12 protein-coding genes and 2 pseudogenes are annotated in these 16341 nt (G+C 74.6%); 6 read left to right on the forward strand and 8 right to left on the reverse strand.

The window, feature by feature from the left end; translation table 11 throughout:
* Together FF36_RS40245 and FF36_RS29930 are read left to right on the forward strand one after the other, a co-directional pair.
* Positions 1-984, forward strand: a 984-nt coding sequence (locus FF36_RS40245; protein ID WP_082122358.1) for a lytic transglycosylase domain-containing protein, incomplete at its 5' end; no start/stop codon positions are given.
* A gap of 123 nt (positions 985-1107) precedes the next feature.
* On the forward strand, positions 1108-1527 hold the full coding sequence (locus FF36_RS29930) for a transposase (protein WP_063870365.1): 420 nt from the start codon (positions 1108-1110) through the stop codon (positions 1525-1527).
* Here the strand turns inward: FF36_RS29930 and FF36_RS31920 are convergent.
* The 4 genes from FF36_RS31920 to FF36_RS29950 form a co-directional block, all read right to left on the reverse strand.
* Positions 1509-2456 (reverse strand): DUF4097 family beta strand repeat-containing protein, encoded by a 948-nt coding sequence (locus FF36_RS31920; protein ID WP_052681620.1) that lies wholly within the window; start codon positions 2454-2456, stop codon positions 1509-1511. The genes FF36_RS29930 and FF36_RS31920 overlap by 19 nt on opposite strands.
* The gene (locus tag FF36_RS29940; RefSeq protein ID WP_044888569.1) at positions 2449-3162 is read right to left on the reverse strand and encodes a response regulator transcription factor; all 714 of its coding nucleotides are present in this window, start codon (positions 3160-3162) and stop codon (positions 2449-2451) included. The genes FF36_RS31920 and FF36_RS29940 overlap by 8 nt, the downstream gene beginning before the upstream one ends.
* Positions 3150-4610 carry a sensor histidine kinase gene (locus FF36_RS29945; protein ID WP_242418509.1) on the reverse strand — a complete coding sequence of 487 codons (1461 nt, stop codon included), beginning with the start codon at positions 4608-4610 and terminating at the stop codon, positions 3150-3152. Before FF36_RS29945 ends, FF36_RS29940 begins: the two co-directional genes overlap by 13 nt.
* A gap of 275 nt (positions 4611-4885) precedes the next feature.
* Positions 4886-5311 carry a GNAT family N-acetyltransferase gene (locus tag FF36_RS29950; RefSeq protein ID WP_044888581.1) on the reverse strand — a complete coding sequence of 142 codons (426 nt, stop codon included), beginning with the start codon at positions 5309-5311 and terminating at the stop codon, positions 4886-4888.
* Positions 5312-5593: 282 nt separating this feature from the next.
* Here FF36_RS29950 and FF36_RS40495 point away from each other — a divergent pair, with 282 nt between their 5' ends.
* Positions 5594-6223 carry a GNAT family N-acetyltransferase gene (locus tag FF36_RS40495; RefSeq protein ID WP_339325626.1) on the forward strand — a complete coding sequence of 210 codons (630 nt, stop codon included), beginning with the start codon at positions 5594-5596 and terminating at the stop codon, positions 6221-6223.
* A 90-nt stretch (positions 6224-6313) separates the two neighbouring features.
* Here FF36_RS40495 and FF36_RS29955 read toward each other — a convergent pair.
* The 4 genes and pseudogenes from FF36_RS29955 to FF36_RS29970 form a co-directional block, all read right to left on the reverse strand.
* A pseudogene (locus FF36_RS29955) lies at positions 6314-8479 on the reverse strand (S9 family peptidase); the annotation flags it as partial.
* A complete protein-coding gene (locus FF36_RS29960; protein ID WP_044888571.1) occupies positions 8365-10149 on the reverse strand; it encodes an N-acetylglutaminylglutamine amidotransferase in 1785 nt (594 codons plus the stop codon). The gene FF36_RS29960 and the pseudogene FF36_RS29955, both read right to left, overlap by 115 nt.
* A 241-nt stretch (positions 10150-10390) precedes the next feature.
* Positions 10391-12967 carry a carboxylate--amine ligase/circularly permuted type 2 ATP-grasp protein gene (locus tag FF36_RS29965; protein ID WP_044888572.1) on the reverse strand — a complete coding sequence of 859 codons (2577 nt, stop codon included), beginning with the start codon at positions 12965-12967 and terminating at the stop codon, positions 10391-10393.
* A 452-nt stretch (positions 12968-13419) separates the two neighbouring features.
* A complete protein-coding gene (locus tag FF36_RS29970; protein WP_044888573.1) occupies positions 13420-14358 on the reverse strand; it encodes a LysR substrate-binding domain-containing protein in 939 nt (312 codons plus the stop codon).
* A 159-nt stretch (positions 14359-14517) separates the two neighbouring features.
* Between FF36_RS29970 and FF36_RS29975 the strand changes: the two genes are divergently transcribed.
* The 3 genes and pseudogenes from FF36_RS29975 to FF36_RS29985 form a co-directional block, all read left to right on the forward strand.
* The gene (locus FF36_RS29975; protein WP_044888574.1) at positions 14518-15081 is read left to right on the forward strand and encodes a peroxiredoxin; all 564 of its coding nucleotides are present in this window, start codon (positions 14518-14520) and stop codon (positions 15079-15081) included.
* Positions 15081-15638, forward strand: a complete 558-nt coding sequence (gene ahpD / locus FF36_RS29980) for an alkylhydroperoxidase, AhpD family (RefSeq protein ID WP_044888575.1) — start codon at positions 15081-15083, stop codon at positions 15636-15638. The genes FF36_RS29975 and ahpD overlap by 1 nt, the downstream gene beginning before the upstream one ends.
* A 441-nt stretch (positions 15639-16079) precedes the next feature.
* A pseudogene (locus tag FF36_RS29985) lies at positions 16080-16341 on the forward strand (FadR/GntR family transcriptional regulator); the annotation flags it as partial.

Consider the following 16341-nt stretch of genomic DNA (forward strand, 5'->3'; position numbering starts at 1 on the left):
GTCCCCGACGACCGGACGCTCGCCGCCGCGGCCACCCACCGCTCCCCCACCGCCGCCGCCGTCGTCCTCACCGCCACCGAACGGCGGATCCCCACCCGCATGCTGACCGCCTACCGTGCGGCCGCTGTCCGCACGGCCGCCGAACACCCCGCCTGCCACCTCCCCTGGCAGCTCCTCGCCGGCATCGGCCGGATCGAGTCCGGCCACGCCGCCGGCCACACCCTCACCGCCGACGGCACCCTCACCCGCCCGATCCTCGGCCCACCCCTCGACGGCCACGACGGCCGCGCGCTCCTCCGCGACACCGACCACGGCACCCTCGACCACGACACCCGCTACGACCGCGCCGTCGGCCCGATGCAGTTCATCCCCACCACCTGGGCCAGCGCCGGCCGCGACAACTCCGGCGACGGCCGCGCCGACCCCGACAACGTCGACGACGCCACCCTCGCCGCCGCCGGCTACCTCTGCCGGCACGGTCGCGACCTCGCCGACCCCGCTCAGCTACGCGCCGCGATCTTCAGCTACAACCCCTCGACCAGCTACGTCCGCGCCGTCCTCGCCTGGACCGCCGGCTACACCACCGGCTACGCCGCCACCGACGCCACGCCCCGAACCGCGGCGACGCCAGGCGCCCCGGTGCCACCCCTACCCGCCTACCCACCCCCGCCGACCTCGCCGCCCCTGTCTCCGTCCCCGGCACCCACACCCACACCCACACCCACACCGACACCGGCACCTTTGCGTTCGGCACCGACAGGATCGGCGTCCGCACCCCGTCCGGCCGCCGACCCGGTCGCCGGCCGCCCGGCCACCGGGCCGCCCCCGCCTGCGGCCACCGCCGCCACCAGCACGGCACCCGGCGAATCCCTCGGCGACCCGTCCGATCCCCCCACCGTCCCGCCCGGCGGCTCGCTGCGCGTCATCCCCCTCACCACCCCCGCCACGCCGCCTGCGGCCGCACAGTCCGCCCCGCCCCCCTGAACCGGATCCCGCCCCCGCGCCGGCCGCCCCACCCTCGCCAGACCCCGCGCCGATTCCCGACCCGCACCCCTGCGCCGACCCTGTCCTCCCAGGTTCAGCATTCGAACCCCGAAGCGAGCCGTCATGTCACGACCCACCCGCTATCCCCCACGGTTCCGCGCCCACGCCGTCGCCGCCGTCGCGCTCGCGCGGGCGCGGCACCCCTCGGAATGGGCCGCGATCCAGGCCGTGGCCGCGAACCTCACGATCAGCGCCGAGACCCTGCGCACCTGGGTACGCCAGGCGACGTCGCCCGACAGCGCGCCCGACCCGGCGGACGCCAGCCGGCACCAGGCCGAGATCCGCCGCCTGAACCGGGAGAACGCCCGCCTGCGCCACGCCCTCGACCTGCTGCGGGACGCCGAACGCTCCACCCCTCGACGCGGGTCCGTGACGATCTCCCCGGCCGGGACGCCGACCGCAGCACCGATCGCGGCGGCGCCACCGGAACGGCGCACGCCCTCGACGGTGCGGAGGCGGTCCGGTCAGGACGCGTCCCGGTAGGTCACGGAGATGTCGCCGGAGGAGGTCGTGGCGCGCAGGCGGCGCGACGCCGCCGGGTCCTTCTGGATGTTGACCGTGCGGTCCCCGGAATCGGTGGTCACCTCGGCGGCGTAGCCCTCGCCGTCGACGGGCAGCAGCACCCGCACATCTCCGGACGAGCTGTGGACGTCGAGGTCGTTCGGGGCGAGGAGCTGGTCGACCCGCACCTCCCCGGACGACGTCGAGGCGTGCAGCCGGCCGGTGCGCGCCTCACGGACCCGGATGTCACCCGAGCCGCTGACGACGTCGAGCTCGCCGCTGGGCCGGCTGACCGTCACGTCCCCGGCGGAGGTCCGCAGCCGCACCTCGCCGCCGAGGCCCTCCGCGGTGACGTCGCCGGAGGACGTGTCCACGGCGACGGCCACTCCCGGTGGCAGCTCGAGGTCGTAGTCGGACGAGCAGTCCCAGGTCGTCCCGCAGCGGGTGGTGACGTACGCCGTGTCGCCGTCGACCCGGACGACGAGCTCGGGCACCTCGACGACGCCGGACATCCTGGCGATCAGCCTGACCCCGGCGTCAGCGCCGGTCCCGGTGGGCGTGCGGGTCCCGGTGGGCGTGCGGGTCCCGGTGGGCGTGCGGGTCCCGCCGGTGGGTGCGGCGTCCGGTCCGCGCAGGTGGACGTCGCCGCTCGGGGTACGGACGACGACGCTGGTGACCGAGGCCGGCAGGGCGCGACGCTCGACGCGCTGGCCGCGCCCGGAGGTGGCGTCGACGACGGCGAGCCCCCCGATCACCGTGAGGACGACGGCCAGGATGCCGCCGAGGGTCAGAGCGATCGCCCTGCCACCCCGCGGTGACGGATCGGGCTCGAGCGTGGAGACGGGCTCGCGTGCCGCGAGTGCCGGGGCGGGCTCGAGTGTCGGGTCAGGCTCGAGTGTCGGGTCAGGCATGACGGTGCCACCTCCGGGCGCTGTGCGGCGCTGCGGGTGGACGGCCGGCGCCGCCGTCGGCCGCGTCCAGGAAACGCAGCACCGCGAGGACGCGGCGGTGGTCGTCCTCGGCCACCGGAAGGTCGAACTTGGCGAAGATGCTGGTGACGTGTTTCTCCACGGCCCGTTCGGTGACGACGAGCGCGGCGGCGACGGCCGCGTTCGAACGGCCCTCCGCCATCAGGCGCAGCACCTCGGTCTCCCGTCGGGTGAGGCGGTCCAGCGGGTCGCGGCGCCGCGAGCGGACGAGCAACTGCGCGACGACCTCGGGGTCGAGCACGGTGCCGCCGGCGGCGACCCGGGCCAGCGCCTCGTGGAGGTCCGCCACGTCCGAGACCCGGTCCTTGAGCAGGTAGCCGACGCCGCGGCTGGCCTGCCCGGTGATGAGGTCGACCGCGTAGCGCTCCTCGACGTACTGGGACAGCACGAGCACCCCCACGCCCGGCCACTGCCGGCGCAGGACCAGGGCGGCCCGCACGCCCTCGTCGGTGAACGTCGGGGGCAGGCGCACGTCGACGACGCAGACGTCCGGCGGCTCGGCCGCGACCGCCCGCAGCAGCGTCTCGGCATCGCCGAGCGCGGCCGTCACCGTCATGCCGAGGTCCTCGAGCAGCCTGGTCAGCCCCTCCCGCAGCAGCACCGAGTCCTCGGCGATCATGATGCGCACGGCAGCTCCAGACGCACGGTCGTGCCCGCCCCGGGCGGGCTGGTCAGGCTGAACCTGCCGTCGACGGCACGCGCCCGGTCGCGCAGGCCGGTGAGCCCGCTGCCGCCGCTCTCCCGGGCGCCGCCGCGGCCGTCGTCGGCGACCTCCACGGTCAGCCGTCCCCCGCCGCGGCGCACGACGACACGGGCCTGGGACGCCCGGGCGTGCCGGGCGATGTTGGTCAGCGCCTCGGCCACGAAGAAGTAGGCGACCGCCTCGGCGTCCGGATCTCGCCGCCACGCCGGGTCATCTCGCCGCCATGCCGGGTCATCGCTCCAGCCTGGCGGGTCATCGCTCCAGCCTGGCGGGGCATCGCCTCGGCCTGGCGGGGCCTCGCCTCGCCGCGCCGGGTCGAGGTCCACGTCCACGGTGACCGGGACCGGGCAGCGGGCCGCGAGCCCGGACAGCGCCGCGTCCAGCCCACGGTCGGTCAGCACCGACGGATGGATGCCACGGGCAAGGTCACGCAGCTCGGCCAGGGCCCGTTTCGTCTCCGCGTGCGCCTCGGCGACCAGGCCGGCGGCGGCGTCCGGATCCTCGGCGAAGCGGGCCTGCGCCCGCCCGAGGGTCATCGCGACGGCGACGAGCCGCTGCTGGGCGCCGTCGTGCAGGTCACGTTCGATCCGCCGCCGCTCGGCCGCCGCGGCGGCGACCATCCCGGCGCGGCTGGACTCCAGGTCCTCCACCCGCTGGGCGAGCAGCTCCTCGCCGCGCGGGGACAGCAGCCAGCGGGCCGCCAGATAGTGCGCCGCCGTCAGCCCGCGGGCGAGCCAGGGGGCGGCGAGCAGCGCGGCGACCCCGAGGCCCACGTGCAGGGCGACCGCACCGCCGTAGCCGAGGTACTGCCCGAAGATCCGGTCTCCCCCGGCGAGGGCGTACCCGTAGGCCGGGAAGAACAGGAAGGCCAGCCCACCGCCCCAGGCGGCGAACAGCAGCCAGCCGCCGAACCAGCCGAACAGCGGCGCCACGACCAGCACGTACAGCACGTTGAGCCAGCTTCCGCCGGCCCGCAACCGCCGCAGCTCGGCCCCGAACCGGCCGACGAGCCCCGACCGGCGGTCCGGGTCACGCACGGGTGAACGCCGCAGCGGCAACCGGCGGCCGAGCATCGTCTCGAACCGCCAGGCGTCGAACCGGGTCGACAGGCTCGCCACGACGAGGCTGAACCAGATCAGCGGCACCCCGATCAGGGCCAGCAGCAACAGCGGCACGCCCAGCAGGATCGGGACGAGCACCGCGAGGAACACCGGCAGCGCGACGGCGCCGGTCAGGGCGACGAAGGCCGTGCCCGCCCACGCCGGCCCCGCGTACGTCCGCCGCAGCACGGGCAGCACCCCCCGCCCCGACCCGGCCGACCGCCCCGACCCGGCCGGACCGCCGAAGCGACCCGCGCCGTCAGTCGCCTGCACCGGACTCACCGCCACCCCCTCGCGCCGTCTCCGACCGGACCGGCCCGGCGGACCACGGCCGTGGTCCGTCCGACTGAGCCGACGGTAGATCGTCCGGCCACCACCGGGCGACGGAGCTGCCCGGTCAGTTCGCCGGGGGGCTACCCGTACCCGCCCGTGTGGCCGGTTGGGCAGTGCGATGAGGGTTCCCCGCGCGACTCGACCTCGACCTTGACCTCGACGACCATCGACCTTGCCGATCATTGCCCGCCTGGGCTTCGGACCTGCTCGTGCACCTACACGCGGCGGGTGAGGTGGAAGGCGGAGATGGAGTAGCCGGCGCGCAGGGCGAGGCGGTGCGCCTCGTGGCGGTGGGTGTCGGCGTCGAGGTGGATGTGTTCGCAGCCGAGGCGGCGAGCCTCCCGTTCCGCCCAGGCGAGCAGCCGGGTGGCGTGGCCCCGTCCGCGCGCGGCGAGCAGGGTCGTGAGGTCGTCGACGGCCAGGTGCCGCCCGGCGGCCAGCGAGTTCACCTGCCGGAAGCCGAGCGCGGCGGCGACCCGGCCGAGTTCGCCGTCCCAGGACGCGACGAGTCGGTACCCTTCGGGCCGCTGTACCTCGTTGACGAGCCGGACGAACCCCGTCGACGTCAGATGCGGGCGCAACTGGCGCATGGGGTCGAATGCCAACCAGGTCCGCTCCGCCTCCAACTCCTCGATTTTCACGGGCCGTATTGTGTCAGTGCCATCAGGTGATGTGCGTGCCGAGGTCCGGCCGGAACCGGTGGAGTCGGTCACCGCGGCCCCGCCGCCGGCCCCGGCGGGCGGGTTCCGCCCGGCCGCCATGGCCTGCGCGTCCGTCCGTCCCGGTCCTTCCCGGCCGCGGTGACGTCCGGAAAACGATTCGCCGCGGGGCGCCGCTGCGGGCTACCCTGCTGCGGCCATCGGTCCGCCCGCCGCCGATCGGCAGCGGGCGGTTGCGGCACGCGGCGCCAGGGTGACGCCCTGATGAAGCCGGCACGGGGTGGGATCCGGAGCGGGGTGAGGGGCGTGGAGAACAGCCGGACAGACGGCGGCGATCGGTCGCCGGCCGGGATCGTCGCCGAGCCGGTGCTGCGTGGCCCGCGGCTGGTCCTGCGGCCGCTGACCGTGGCCGGCATCGGCGCGCTGCGGGCCGGGCGGTGCGGTGAGCTGGAGTCACTCACCGGCACCCGGATCACCACCGGCATCCAGCCGCCGCCGCTGCTCGACGCCGCCCTCGGCCCGGTCCGCGGCCGGTCGCTGACCGAGTCGGCGGCCGCCGGCTGGTGGACGTGGCTGGCCGTCGAAGGGGCCACGGGCACGGCCGTCGCCTCACCCGGCCTCGGTGGCCCACCGGACGCCGACGGCTGCGTCACCTTCGGCCAGGCGACGTTCGCCGGACACACCGGACGCGGCTACGCCGTCGAGAGCGGCTGCCTGCTGCTGGACTGGGCCTTCCGCGAACCTCGGGTGCGCCGGGCGCTGATGACCCTGCCACCCCACGCCGGGGTGGCGCTCGCGGTCGCCGCCCGCCTGGGCTTCGCGGCCATCGGCCGGGCCGAGGACGACGAGGTGGGCGAGCTCGTCCTGCTCGAACGAACCTGCCGGACCACCTGAGCCGAGCCCGGCGGGCGACGCCGACAGGGCGGGCGGGGCTGGCGAGACGCTGCGCGGTTGCGGCAGCCGCGCAGCGAGCAGGTGCGCGGCCAGCCAGTCGACGGCGGTCCGGACGAACCGGACCCGGTTGGCCAGCTCGACCACCTCGTGCCCCTCGCCGGGGAACAGCAGGTAGCGGCAGTCGACGCCACGGGCGGTGGCCGCAGCCACCGTCTGCTCGGCCTCGATCACCGGGACGTTGGTGTCGTTCTCGCCGTGGACGACGAGCAGCGGCGCCGCCAGGGCGCTCATCCGGTGCAGGGGCGACAGCGCCCGCAGCAGCGCGGGCTGCGTGACCGGATCGCCGTACTTGGTCACCGCGGAGGCCGCGATCCACGGCTCGGTGTGCTGGTAGAACGACTCCAGGTCGACCATGCCGCAGACATCCACGCCGACGCGGAACAACTGCGGGAAGTGCACCAGGGCGGCCAGCGTCAGGTACCCGCCGTAGGAGCGCCCCGCGATCCCGATCCGCTCCGGGTCGGCCAGGCCGGTGTCGACGAGGTCCCGCACGCAGCTCGCCACGTCCTCGATGCCGTCGAACCGGCGGTGGGTGTGATCGGCCTCCTCGAAGGCCCGGCCGTACCCGGTGGAGCCGCGCACGTTCGGCGCGAACACGGCGATCCCGCGGGCGAGCAGCGCGTGGAACAGCGGGTTGAACGTCGGACGCTCCTGAGCCTCGGGGCCGCCGTGCAGGTACACCAGGGTCGGCAGCGGGCCCGGCGGCGCCGGCGGACGGTACCACCAGCCGGCCAGCTCCTGGCCGTCGTGCGCGGTGAGGGTGTGCGGCACGGGGCGAACCAGCGCCGCCGGGCGGGTGGGGGCGTGCGAGACCAGACATCGGTAGCGGGCGGGGTCGAGCGCCGGCCGGCCGGCGCCGGCCGGGGCGGTCAGGTCGCAGGTCCACAGCTCCCCGGGGGCCGCGGCGCCCTCGAGGGCGAGGATCAGCTCCTGGCCGTCGGGGCGGGCCTGCAGGGCGGTGACGACGTCGCGGGGCGGTGCCGGCAGCGGCCGGCACCGGCCGCCCGACAGGTCGACGAGCGTGAGCTCACTGCGTCCCGCCACGTTCCAGACGACGACCGCCCGCTCGGGGTCGGCGGCCGCCCGCTCGGGGTCGGGGTCGGGCCGGCCGAGCAGGACGAACCGTTCCACGTCGGCGTCGGGACGCTCGGCGATCACCACGGTGGAGCCGGGGGTGTCCACGGGGACGTCGAGCAGGGCGGCCCGCTGCCGGCCGAGGTCGCTCACCAGCAGCACCCGACGCCCGCCCGCGGTGAAGCGGCCGGTGAGGACGGTCGCGGTGCCGCCGGGCAGCTCCCACGACGAGTGGGCCGCACCGCCGCCCGCCGGCGGGGTGAGCCGGACGTCGACGACGATCGCGCGGCGAACCCCGCGCGGCCCCTCCCGCAGCAGCAGCCGGTAGGCGCCCGCCAGCGGATCGCCCCCGCCGACGCCGGCGAGCCCACCGGAGATCGTGTCCTGCGCGCCCGGGCCGCCCGCACCGGGAACCCCGGGGCCGGCCGAGCCGGCGTGATCGAGGTCGACCAGGTCGCAGACCTGCAGGGCGACGCCCTCGGCGAGCCGGGCCCGCCGGCCGTCGAGACCGACCAGCACGGCGGCGGTGCGCCCGGCCCGGTCGGCGCGGTCGGATTCGGTGACGACGAGGGCGAGCCCGTCGGCGGTCCAGCGGGCCGGCACAGCGGCGCGGCCGTCCCCACCGGCCAGGCTGCGCGGGCCGCCGTCGTCACCGTCGGCGGCGACGACGCGCACCTCGGTGAGCTCCCCGCCGCCGGGCGCCACGTGCACGGCGATCAGGTCGCCCGCCGGCGACCACAGCGCGGCGCGGACATGCCCGGGGCCGGTGTCCACGCGACGCCGCCGGCCGTCGGCGTCCCGGATCCACAGGGCGGGCCCGGCCGGCCCGTCCGCGACGTAGGCGAGCCGGCCGTCGGACGCGAGGGCGGGCGCCCGCACTCCCTCGGCCGCCACCCACTCCCGCCCCAGATCGGACTCCCCGAGCCGACCGGCACGCCCCGACCTGGGGAGGCGGATCACGTTCCCCAGGACCGTGTCACTGCCCAGCGTCACGTCACTTTGTAGCGTCACGTCACTCCCTGAGTCTGGAGCCACATCTCGAGCAGCGCGGCCTGCCAGAGGGCGTTCGCGCCGAGGGTCGTGCGGTTGTCGTTCGGGGCGGCCAGCATCGCCTGGATCCACGCCGGGCGGAACAGGCCGCGGGACTTCGCCGCCGGGTCGGTGAGCGCGTCGCGGACCCGGTCGAGGAACGGGCCGTCCAGGTGGCGGATCGCCGGCACCGGGAAGTACCCCTTGGGCCGGTCGATGACGTCGACCGGCATGAGCGGGCGGCCGATGTCCTTGAGCACGCCCTTGCCGCCGGAGGCGAGCTTGAACTCGGGCGGGCAGGCCGCGGCGAGCTCGACCAGCTCGTGGTCGAGGAACGGGGTGCGCGCCTCCAGGCCCGCGGCCATCGTCATGTTGTCGACCCGCTTCACCGGGTCGTCGACGAGCATGACCGTCGAGTCGAGGCGCAGCGCGGCGTCGACGGACGTCTCGGCGCCCGGCCGGGCGAAGTGGGAGGCGACGAAGTGCCGGCTGGCATCGGCCTCGATGAGGTGGTGCGGCTCGACCATCGCCGGCATGTCGCGGTGCGGTCGGTCGGCGAAGACCCGCAGGTAGGCGTCGACGGTCTGGTCACGCGCGACGCCGGCCAGCGGCGGGTACCAGGAGTAGCCGGCGAAGACCTCGTCGGCCCCCTGCCCGGACTGCACGACCTTGACGTGCCGGGAGACCTCCTGGGAGAGCAGGTAGAAGGCGACGCAGTCGTGGCTGACCATCGGCTCGCTCATCGCGGCGACGGCGGCGTCGACGGCGGGCAGCAGCCGGCTGCCCGGCACCCGGATCTGGTGGTGGTCGGTCTCGAAGTGCCTGGCGATGATGTCCGAGTAGGCGAACTCGTCGCCGGACTCGCCGCCGGCCGCCTCGAAGCCGACGCTGAACGTGGCCAGGCCGTGCTGGCCGGCCTCCGCGAGCAGGGCGACGATCAGGCTGGAGTCCAGCCCGCCGGACAGCAGCACCCCGACGGGCACGTCGGCGACCATGCGCCGGCGCACCGCCACGCGCAGCTTCTCGGCGATGGCGTCCCGCCAGTCGCGGGCGGTCCAGTCGGCGTGCGCGGGGTCGCGGGTGAAGCTCGGGCTCCAGTACACCTCGTCGGTCCAGGTCCCGTCCGGTTCGACGACCCGCACGGTGGCGGCGGGCAGCTTGCGTACTCCGGCGAGGATGGTGTGCGGAGCCGGCACCACCGAGTGGAACGACAGGTAGTGGTGGAAGGCGACGAGGTCGATGTCCGAGGAGACGCCGCCCCCGGCAAGCAGCGCCGGCAGGGTGGAGGCGAAGCGCAGCCGCTCGGCGTCGGCGGCGAGGTACAGCGGCTTGATGCCGAGCCGGTCGCGGGCGAGGACGAGGCGGCCGGTGTCGCGCTCGGCGACCGCGAAGGCGAACATGCCGGCGAAGTGGTCCACGCACCGGGTGCCCCAGTGGTGGTAGGCCTTGGCGATCACCTCGGTGTCCGAGGTGGAGAAGAAGCGGTAGCCGGCGGCGGCCAGCTCGTCGCGCAGCTCCTGGTAGTTGTAGATGCACCCGTTGAACGCGGTGGTCAGGCCCAGCTCGCTGTCGACCATCGGCTGGGCGCCACGCTCGGACAGATCGATGATCTTCAGGCGGCGGTGGCCGAACGCGACCGGTCCCGACGACCACACCCCGGCGCCGTCCGGGCCCCGCGGCACCATGGTGGCCGTCATCCGCACCACCGCGTCGACGTCCGCTCCCCGGCCGTCGAACCTCAGCTCACCACTCAGCCCGCACATGTGCGCTCCCGTCGATCAGTCAGTTCAGGTGAGATCCATTCCCCGGGCAGTCCTGCCCGGCATGAGGGTGCACGATCGTCCGTCCACCTTCGACGCCGGAGATTTCAGCCTCGTGTCCCCACGGTTGCGACCGAGGACCGCTTCGCTCGCCGGAACTGCCGCCCGCCGGCACTCGCCCGCCGGCACGCCGTCATGCCCCGCCGAGAGCCTCGGCGGGGTACGACGGCGGTCGTGGGTCAGCTCAGCGGCGCGGGATCCAGGTGTCCTTGGAACCGCCGCCCTGGGACGAGTTGACGATGAGGCTGCCGGGCGGGGCCACCCGGCTGAGCGCCGCGGGCACGACGACCGGCTCGGTGCCGGCGTAGACGAACACCCGCAGGTCCACCGCGCACGGCTCGAGGTGGCTGTCGTGCCAGGTCGGATGGGTGGACAGGGAGACCACCTCCTGGCCGATCCAGCGCCGCGGGTCGGCCAGGATCCGCTCCCGGGCCGCGGTGAGCTGGTACGGCTCGGCGTGCGGGCCGATCACGACGCCGGAGCCGCCGAAGCCGTCGACCGGCTTGACGACGAGCTGGTCGAGGTTGGCCAGCACGTGCTCGCACTGCTCCGGGTCGCCGCAGACATAGGTCGGCACGTCGTCGAGGACGGGTTGCTCACCCAGGTAGTAGGTGACCATCCGGGGCACGTAGGCGTAGACGACCTTGTCGTCGCCGATGCCGTTGCCTGGCGCGTTCGCGACGCTCACCCGCCCGGCGCGGACCGCCCGCAGCAGCGCCGGGCCGAGCGGGGCGTCGTCCGCGCCCGGCGCGCCGAACAGCTCGTCCTCGTCGATGCGCCGGTAGAGGACGTCGACGCGGCGGCGGCGGCCGTCGTCGACCCGGTAGACGACGTCGTCGTCGACGAGCAGCGCGTCGGGTTCGACCAGCGGGACGCCCATCTCCTCGGCGAGCATGGCGTGCTCGAAGTAGGCGGAGTCGGCCGGCCCACTGGTCAGGACGGCGACCGCGGGCTCGCCGGTGACGGCGGGTGGCGCCGCGGCGACGAGCGCGTCGTGCAGCAGGGCGGGCACGGTGCCCAGCCGCAGGATGCCCGGCGGCGGCCCGAGCTCGGGCAGCACCGACTCGGCGAGCCGGCGGCCCTCCACGGCGTAGGCGATCCCGGACGGCACCCGCAGGTTGTCCTCGAGCACCAGCCAGCCGCCGTCACCGCCGCGGACGAGGTCGATGCCGGCGGTGGTGATCCGGATCGCGTCGCGGCCGGGGGCGCGGCCGCCGTGGCGCAGCCCGGGGGCATCGTTGACCACCCAGGGCGGGACGATGCCGTCGGCGACGGCGGCCCGCTCGCCGTAGATGTCGTGCAGGAACGCCTCCAGCGCGCGGACCCGCTGCCCGAGCCCCCGGCCGAGCACGGCCCAGTCGTCGGCGGCGACGATGCGCGGCACGATGTCGAAGGGGAACGGCCGGCTCGCCGAGTCCCCGTTGACCCGAAACGTGATGCCCCGGTCGGTCTGCTCGGCCTCGCGGGCGCCGACGCGTTCGTCGAGGGTGTCCGGGCCGAGCCGCTCCAGGGTGCGCATCACCGCCCGGTACTGGGGCCGGACGGCGCCGTGCTCGTCGACGACCTCGTCGTAGCCGGTCGGCTGGTAGCGCTCCAGCAGGATCGGCGCGATCTGGTCGGGAGCGGACACCGCGGGCGCGGCACCGAGCGACGCGCCGGCCGGCGGGACGTCGCGGGTCTCGGCGAGGATCAGGTCGGCGACGTCGGTGAGCAGTCCGCGGCGGGCGAACGCCCGGCGCTGGCGCAGCGCCGAGCTGCCCCGGCCGGCCGCCTGCTCGGCGAGGTTGTCGATCAGCTCCCAGTCGTCGTAGCGCTCGAGCTGGGGGCGCACCTCCTCCAGCATCCGGCGCAGCATGGCGCGCGCGGGCACGGGGCCCGCACCGAGGATGTCGACGAGGTCGCCCTCCAGCCCGGACCGGGCCGCCCGCCAGGTCGCCGCCCGCAGCAGCTCGGCGCGCGGGGGCGGGGCCTGGCCGCCGGCCTCGATCTCCTCGATCGCCCGGCCCACCAGGGCCCGGAACAGCCCGGCGATGAGGATGACGTTGTCCACGTCCGGGCAGGCGTCGCAGATGCGCAGCTCGACGGTGGGCAGGTGGGCCGAGGGGCGGACGTCGAAGTACACCATGCCCGGGTCGCTGATCACCCCGGACTTGATCAGATCGGCGATGAGCTGGTCGTACTCGGCGGCGGTCTTGAACGACCCGGCGACGCCGGCGGTGGGCCAGCGCTGCCAGACCAGCGTGCGCATGCTCGCGTAGCCGCTGTCGGCGCCGAGCCAGTACGGCGAGCTGGCCGACAGCGCCAGCAGCATCGGCAGCCAGGGGGCGGTCCAGGCGACGACGGCCATGGCCAGGTCGCGGTCGGCGACGTCGACGTGTACCTGGGCGCCGCAGATGAGCTGCTCCCGGGCGACGATCTGGTAGTCCTCGGTCATCTGCTCGTAGCGGGCGTCCCGCGAGACGTCGAGCAGATCCATGTCGAGGATCGGCACGGTGCCCGACGCCGCCGGCCCGAGCCCCAGCTCGCCCGCCGCCTCGGCCAGCCGGCGGCGCAGGTCCAGCAGGTTGGATCGCAGGGCCAGTAGATCGACCGTCGGCTGACTGTTCGTCTCGACGACGGATTTCAACAGTTCCGGAGAGAAGGAGTCCTTGTCCAGCCGCTGCAGTATTTCCTCGGCCCGGGGAACAAGTTGGCGGGTGGTGAGATCGAGGATGTGAAACTCCTCCTCGACGCCGACGGCCACGTTCCGTGCGTCGCTCATGGCGGCCTACGCTACGGCCGGCCGGTTACATATGCATGACACGGACGTGTCTCGCATACCGGCGATCGGGGCATACCTCTGCACGGGCACGTGCACCACCTTTGTCGTGGCCGGCGTCCCGACCCCATCCAGCCGTGGTGCCGCGACCCACCTGTGTGATCGCCTCGGTCCGACCCGTCGGCCGAACGCCGGCGGCAGCCGGTCGCGGACGTTGTCTAGCTGTCCCGCCGGCCGTCGATAAAACGTGACGAAGCCCGCAGCATTCAGCCGCGGATGAGCGGGGATGAACATGTGCCGAGCGGTCACCGAAAGCGCCGCGAGACGCCGCGAGCCGGGCTGCGGGTGTTCACCCGGCCCGGGTTACCCGGATTTCCCGCCGAGACCCGGCGGCGCACGAAGTCGCCGCGCGGCGTGACCGTTCGGCCGCCGATCGACACCGGGCGGGAAGGCGGCTAGACCGACGGGACCGGGCTGAGGTCCAGCTCCGTCCCGGGCAGCGCGGCGCGGACCTCCGCGGCCAGCAGTCCCCAGTCGGTGACGCGCGCCGAGGTCGCCCGGTAGGCCAGGCCGATGCGCCGGTGCGGCGCCGGGCGGCGGAAGGTGGCGACCGCGAGGCCGCGGCCCTCCCCCACCTCGACTCCGACGGCGGCGGCGGGCAGCAACGTCAGCCCCAGCCCGCCGGCGACCATCTGGACGATCGTCGACAGGCTGGCCGCCCGCAGCGTGGCCCGCTCCCGCGCCCCGGCCTCCCGGCAGACGTCCAGCGCCTGCGCCCGAAAGCAGTGCCCGTCCTCCAGCAGGAGCACGTCCTGGCCGGCGAGGCCGGCGACGGGGACGGCGCTGCCGCCGGCCAGCGGATGCTCGGCGGGCGTCACGAGGACGAAGTCCTCGTCGTAGAGCGGGATCTCGGTGATGCCCGGTTCGTCGTTGGGCAGCGCGAGCAGCGCCAGGTCGAGCGCGCCGCCGCGCAGCTCCGCCAGCAGGGTCGCGGTCTGCGCCTCGCGCAGCCGAAGGCGCGCCTGCGGCCAGCGTCCGCGCAGCGTGGGTAGCAGCCGCGGCAGCAGGTAGGGCGCCACGGTGGGGATGACGCCGAGCCGGATGTCGCCGGTCAGCGGGGCACGGGCCCGCACCGCGACCTCCGCGATGTCGTCGACCGCGCCGAGCACGCCCCGGGCTCGCGTGACGATCTGCTCGCCCACCGCGGTGAGCAGCACGCTGCGCGTGGTGCGCTCGACGAGCTGGACGCCGAGGGTGCGCTCCAGCGCCGCGACCGCGCTGGACAGGGTCGGCTGACTCACGTGCAGCGCCGCCGCCGCCCGGCCGAAGTGCCGGTGGTCGGCGACGCCGACGAGCGCACGCAACTGGGTGAGCGTCGGCTGCGGAGTAGCCATAGATCGAGGCTATCAAACTTGCCGAATCTTTCGATTTCCTTTCTGGGTCGATGGTAGCGAGAGTGGGTCCTGCCCGATCACCACCGCAGACCCGAACATCACCGCAGACCCGATCACCCCCGCAGACCCGATCACCACCGCAGAGAGGACCACCTCGACGTGCTTACCGTCGGCGACGCCTTCCCCGCCTACGACCTGACCGGAGTCGTCTCCAACGACCCCGACACCGCCTTCGTCCGGGAGACCGCCACCAGCCGCCCCGGCGCGTGGCGCGTCGTGTTCTTCTGGCCGAAGGACTTCACGTTCGTGTGCCCCACCGAGATCGCCGCGTTCGGCCGGCTCAACGGCGAGTTCGCCGACCGGGACGCGCAGGTCCTCGGCGTGTCCACGGACAGCGAGTACGTCCACCTGGCCTGGCGGCAGAACCACCCGGACCTGACCGATCTGCCCTTCCCGATGCTCGCCGACATCCGCAAGGACCTGACCGCCGCCGCCGGGGTGCTCGGCGACGACGGCGTGGCGCAGCGGGCGACCTTCATCGTCGACCCGGACAACGTCATCCAGTTCGTCATGGTCACCGCGGGCAGCGTCGGGCGGAACCCGGCGGAGGTCCTGCGGGTGCTCGACGCGCTGCAGACCGACGAGCTGTGCCCCTGCAACTGGCAGAAGGGCCAGGCGACGCTGGGTGCCGCGGCGCCCGCCCCGGCCGAGGTGGCGGCCTGATGGCCGTCGCCCGCCTGCGGGAACTGCTTCCCGACTACGCCCGCGACCTGCGCCTCAACCTCGGCTCGGTGACCAGCCAGTCGAACCTGTCCGCCCAGCAGCTCTGGGGCACGGTGCTCGCGGCGGCCATCGCCAGCCGCGGGCGCACCGCGCTGGTCGAGCTGGAGCCCGAGGCGCTCGACCACCTGACCGCCGAGGCGGCCGCCGCGGCGCGCACCGCGGCGGCGCTGATGGCGATGAACAACGTCTACTACCGCAGCCTGCACCTGCTGGAGGACGAGGAGTACTCCCGGCTGCGGGCCGGCCTGCGGATGAACGCCCTCGCCGACCCCGGTGTCGACAAGGTCGACTTCGAGCTCTGGTCGCTGGCGGTCTCCGCGATCAACGGCTGCGGCCGCTGCCTGACCGCCCACGAGCACGAGCTGCGCGGCCGCGGGGTCACCCGCGAGGTGATCCAGGACGCGATCCGGGTCGCCTCGGTCGTGCACGCGGTCGCGGTGACCGTCGAGGCACTGGAGACCTCCGGCGGCATCGACCGGGTCGCCGCCGCGGTCTGAGACCGCGGTCCGCACGTCGGATAACGACTGGCTGTAGTCGATGCCAAGATCGGGGCCGTCGGGTCCCGGCCGAGCGTCCTGGCGCGCCTTCTCGTCCCGTCTACCACGCTGCGCTGACGGCCGGGACGGCGTCCCTGGTCAACGGCGTCGCGGCCGTCGCGTTTCCGGTTCCAGCGGCCCCATCCCAGCCGAAGTGATCAGCTCGGTGCGCGGATGGCATGTCGCCAATCTTATGCACTCTGAGTAACAGAATGCGGATCACAGCGTGGTACTCCACCAGCCCCGCCTCCCCCAGGTTCCGGCACGCTGCCACAATGCGACTTTGTAAGCACGGTTCGTAGCCAACTCATCGCAGTGACCACTATCCGTACATCATTAGTCGCAGCCCGAAACGGGGGACGTACCCGGCCGGGCAGCCGCCACCAGGGGGAGCACAAGATCATGTCGTTAACGCAGCCGACCGACACCTCGACACCCCGCATCGCGCCGCACCCGGTACGCCTCGCGCGCACCGGCGGGGCGGACGGCGCGGCGGCCACCGCCGGGTCGCCCGGCACCCCAGCCCGCGCGCTGTCCGGCCCGCTGCTCGCGACGAACCGCGTCGGGCAGCATGTCCGCGTTCCGAAGACCGCCGAACTCGTCGCCGCCCACCTACGCCGCCAGATCGTCCGCGGCGAACTCCACGAAGACGACGCCCTCCCCC

The sequence above is a fragment of the Frankia torreyi genome (genome assembly GCF_000948395.1).
Taxonomy (GTDB): domain Bacteria; phylum Actinomycetota; class Actinomycetes; order Frankiales; family Frankiaceae; genus Frankia; species Frankia torreyi.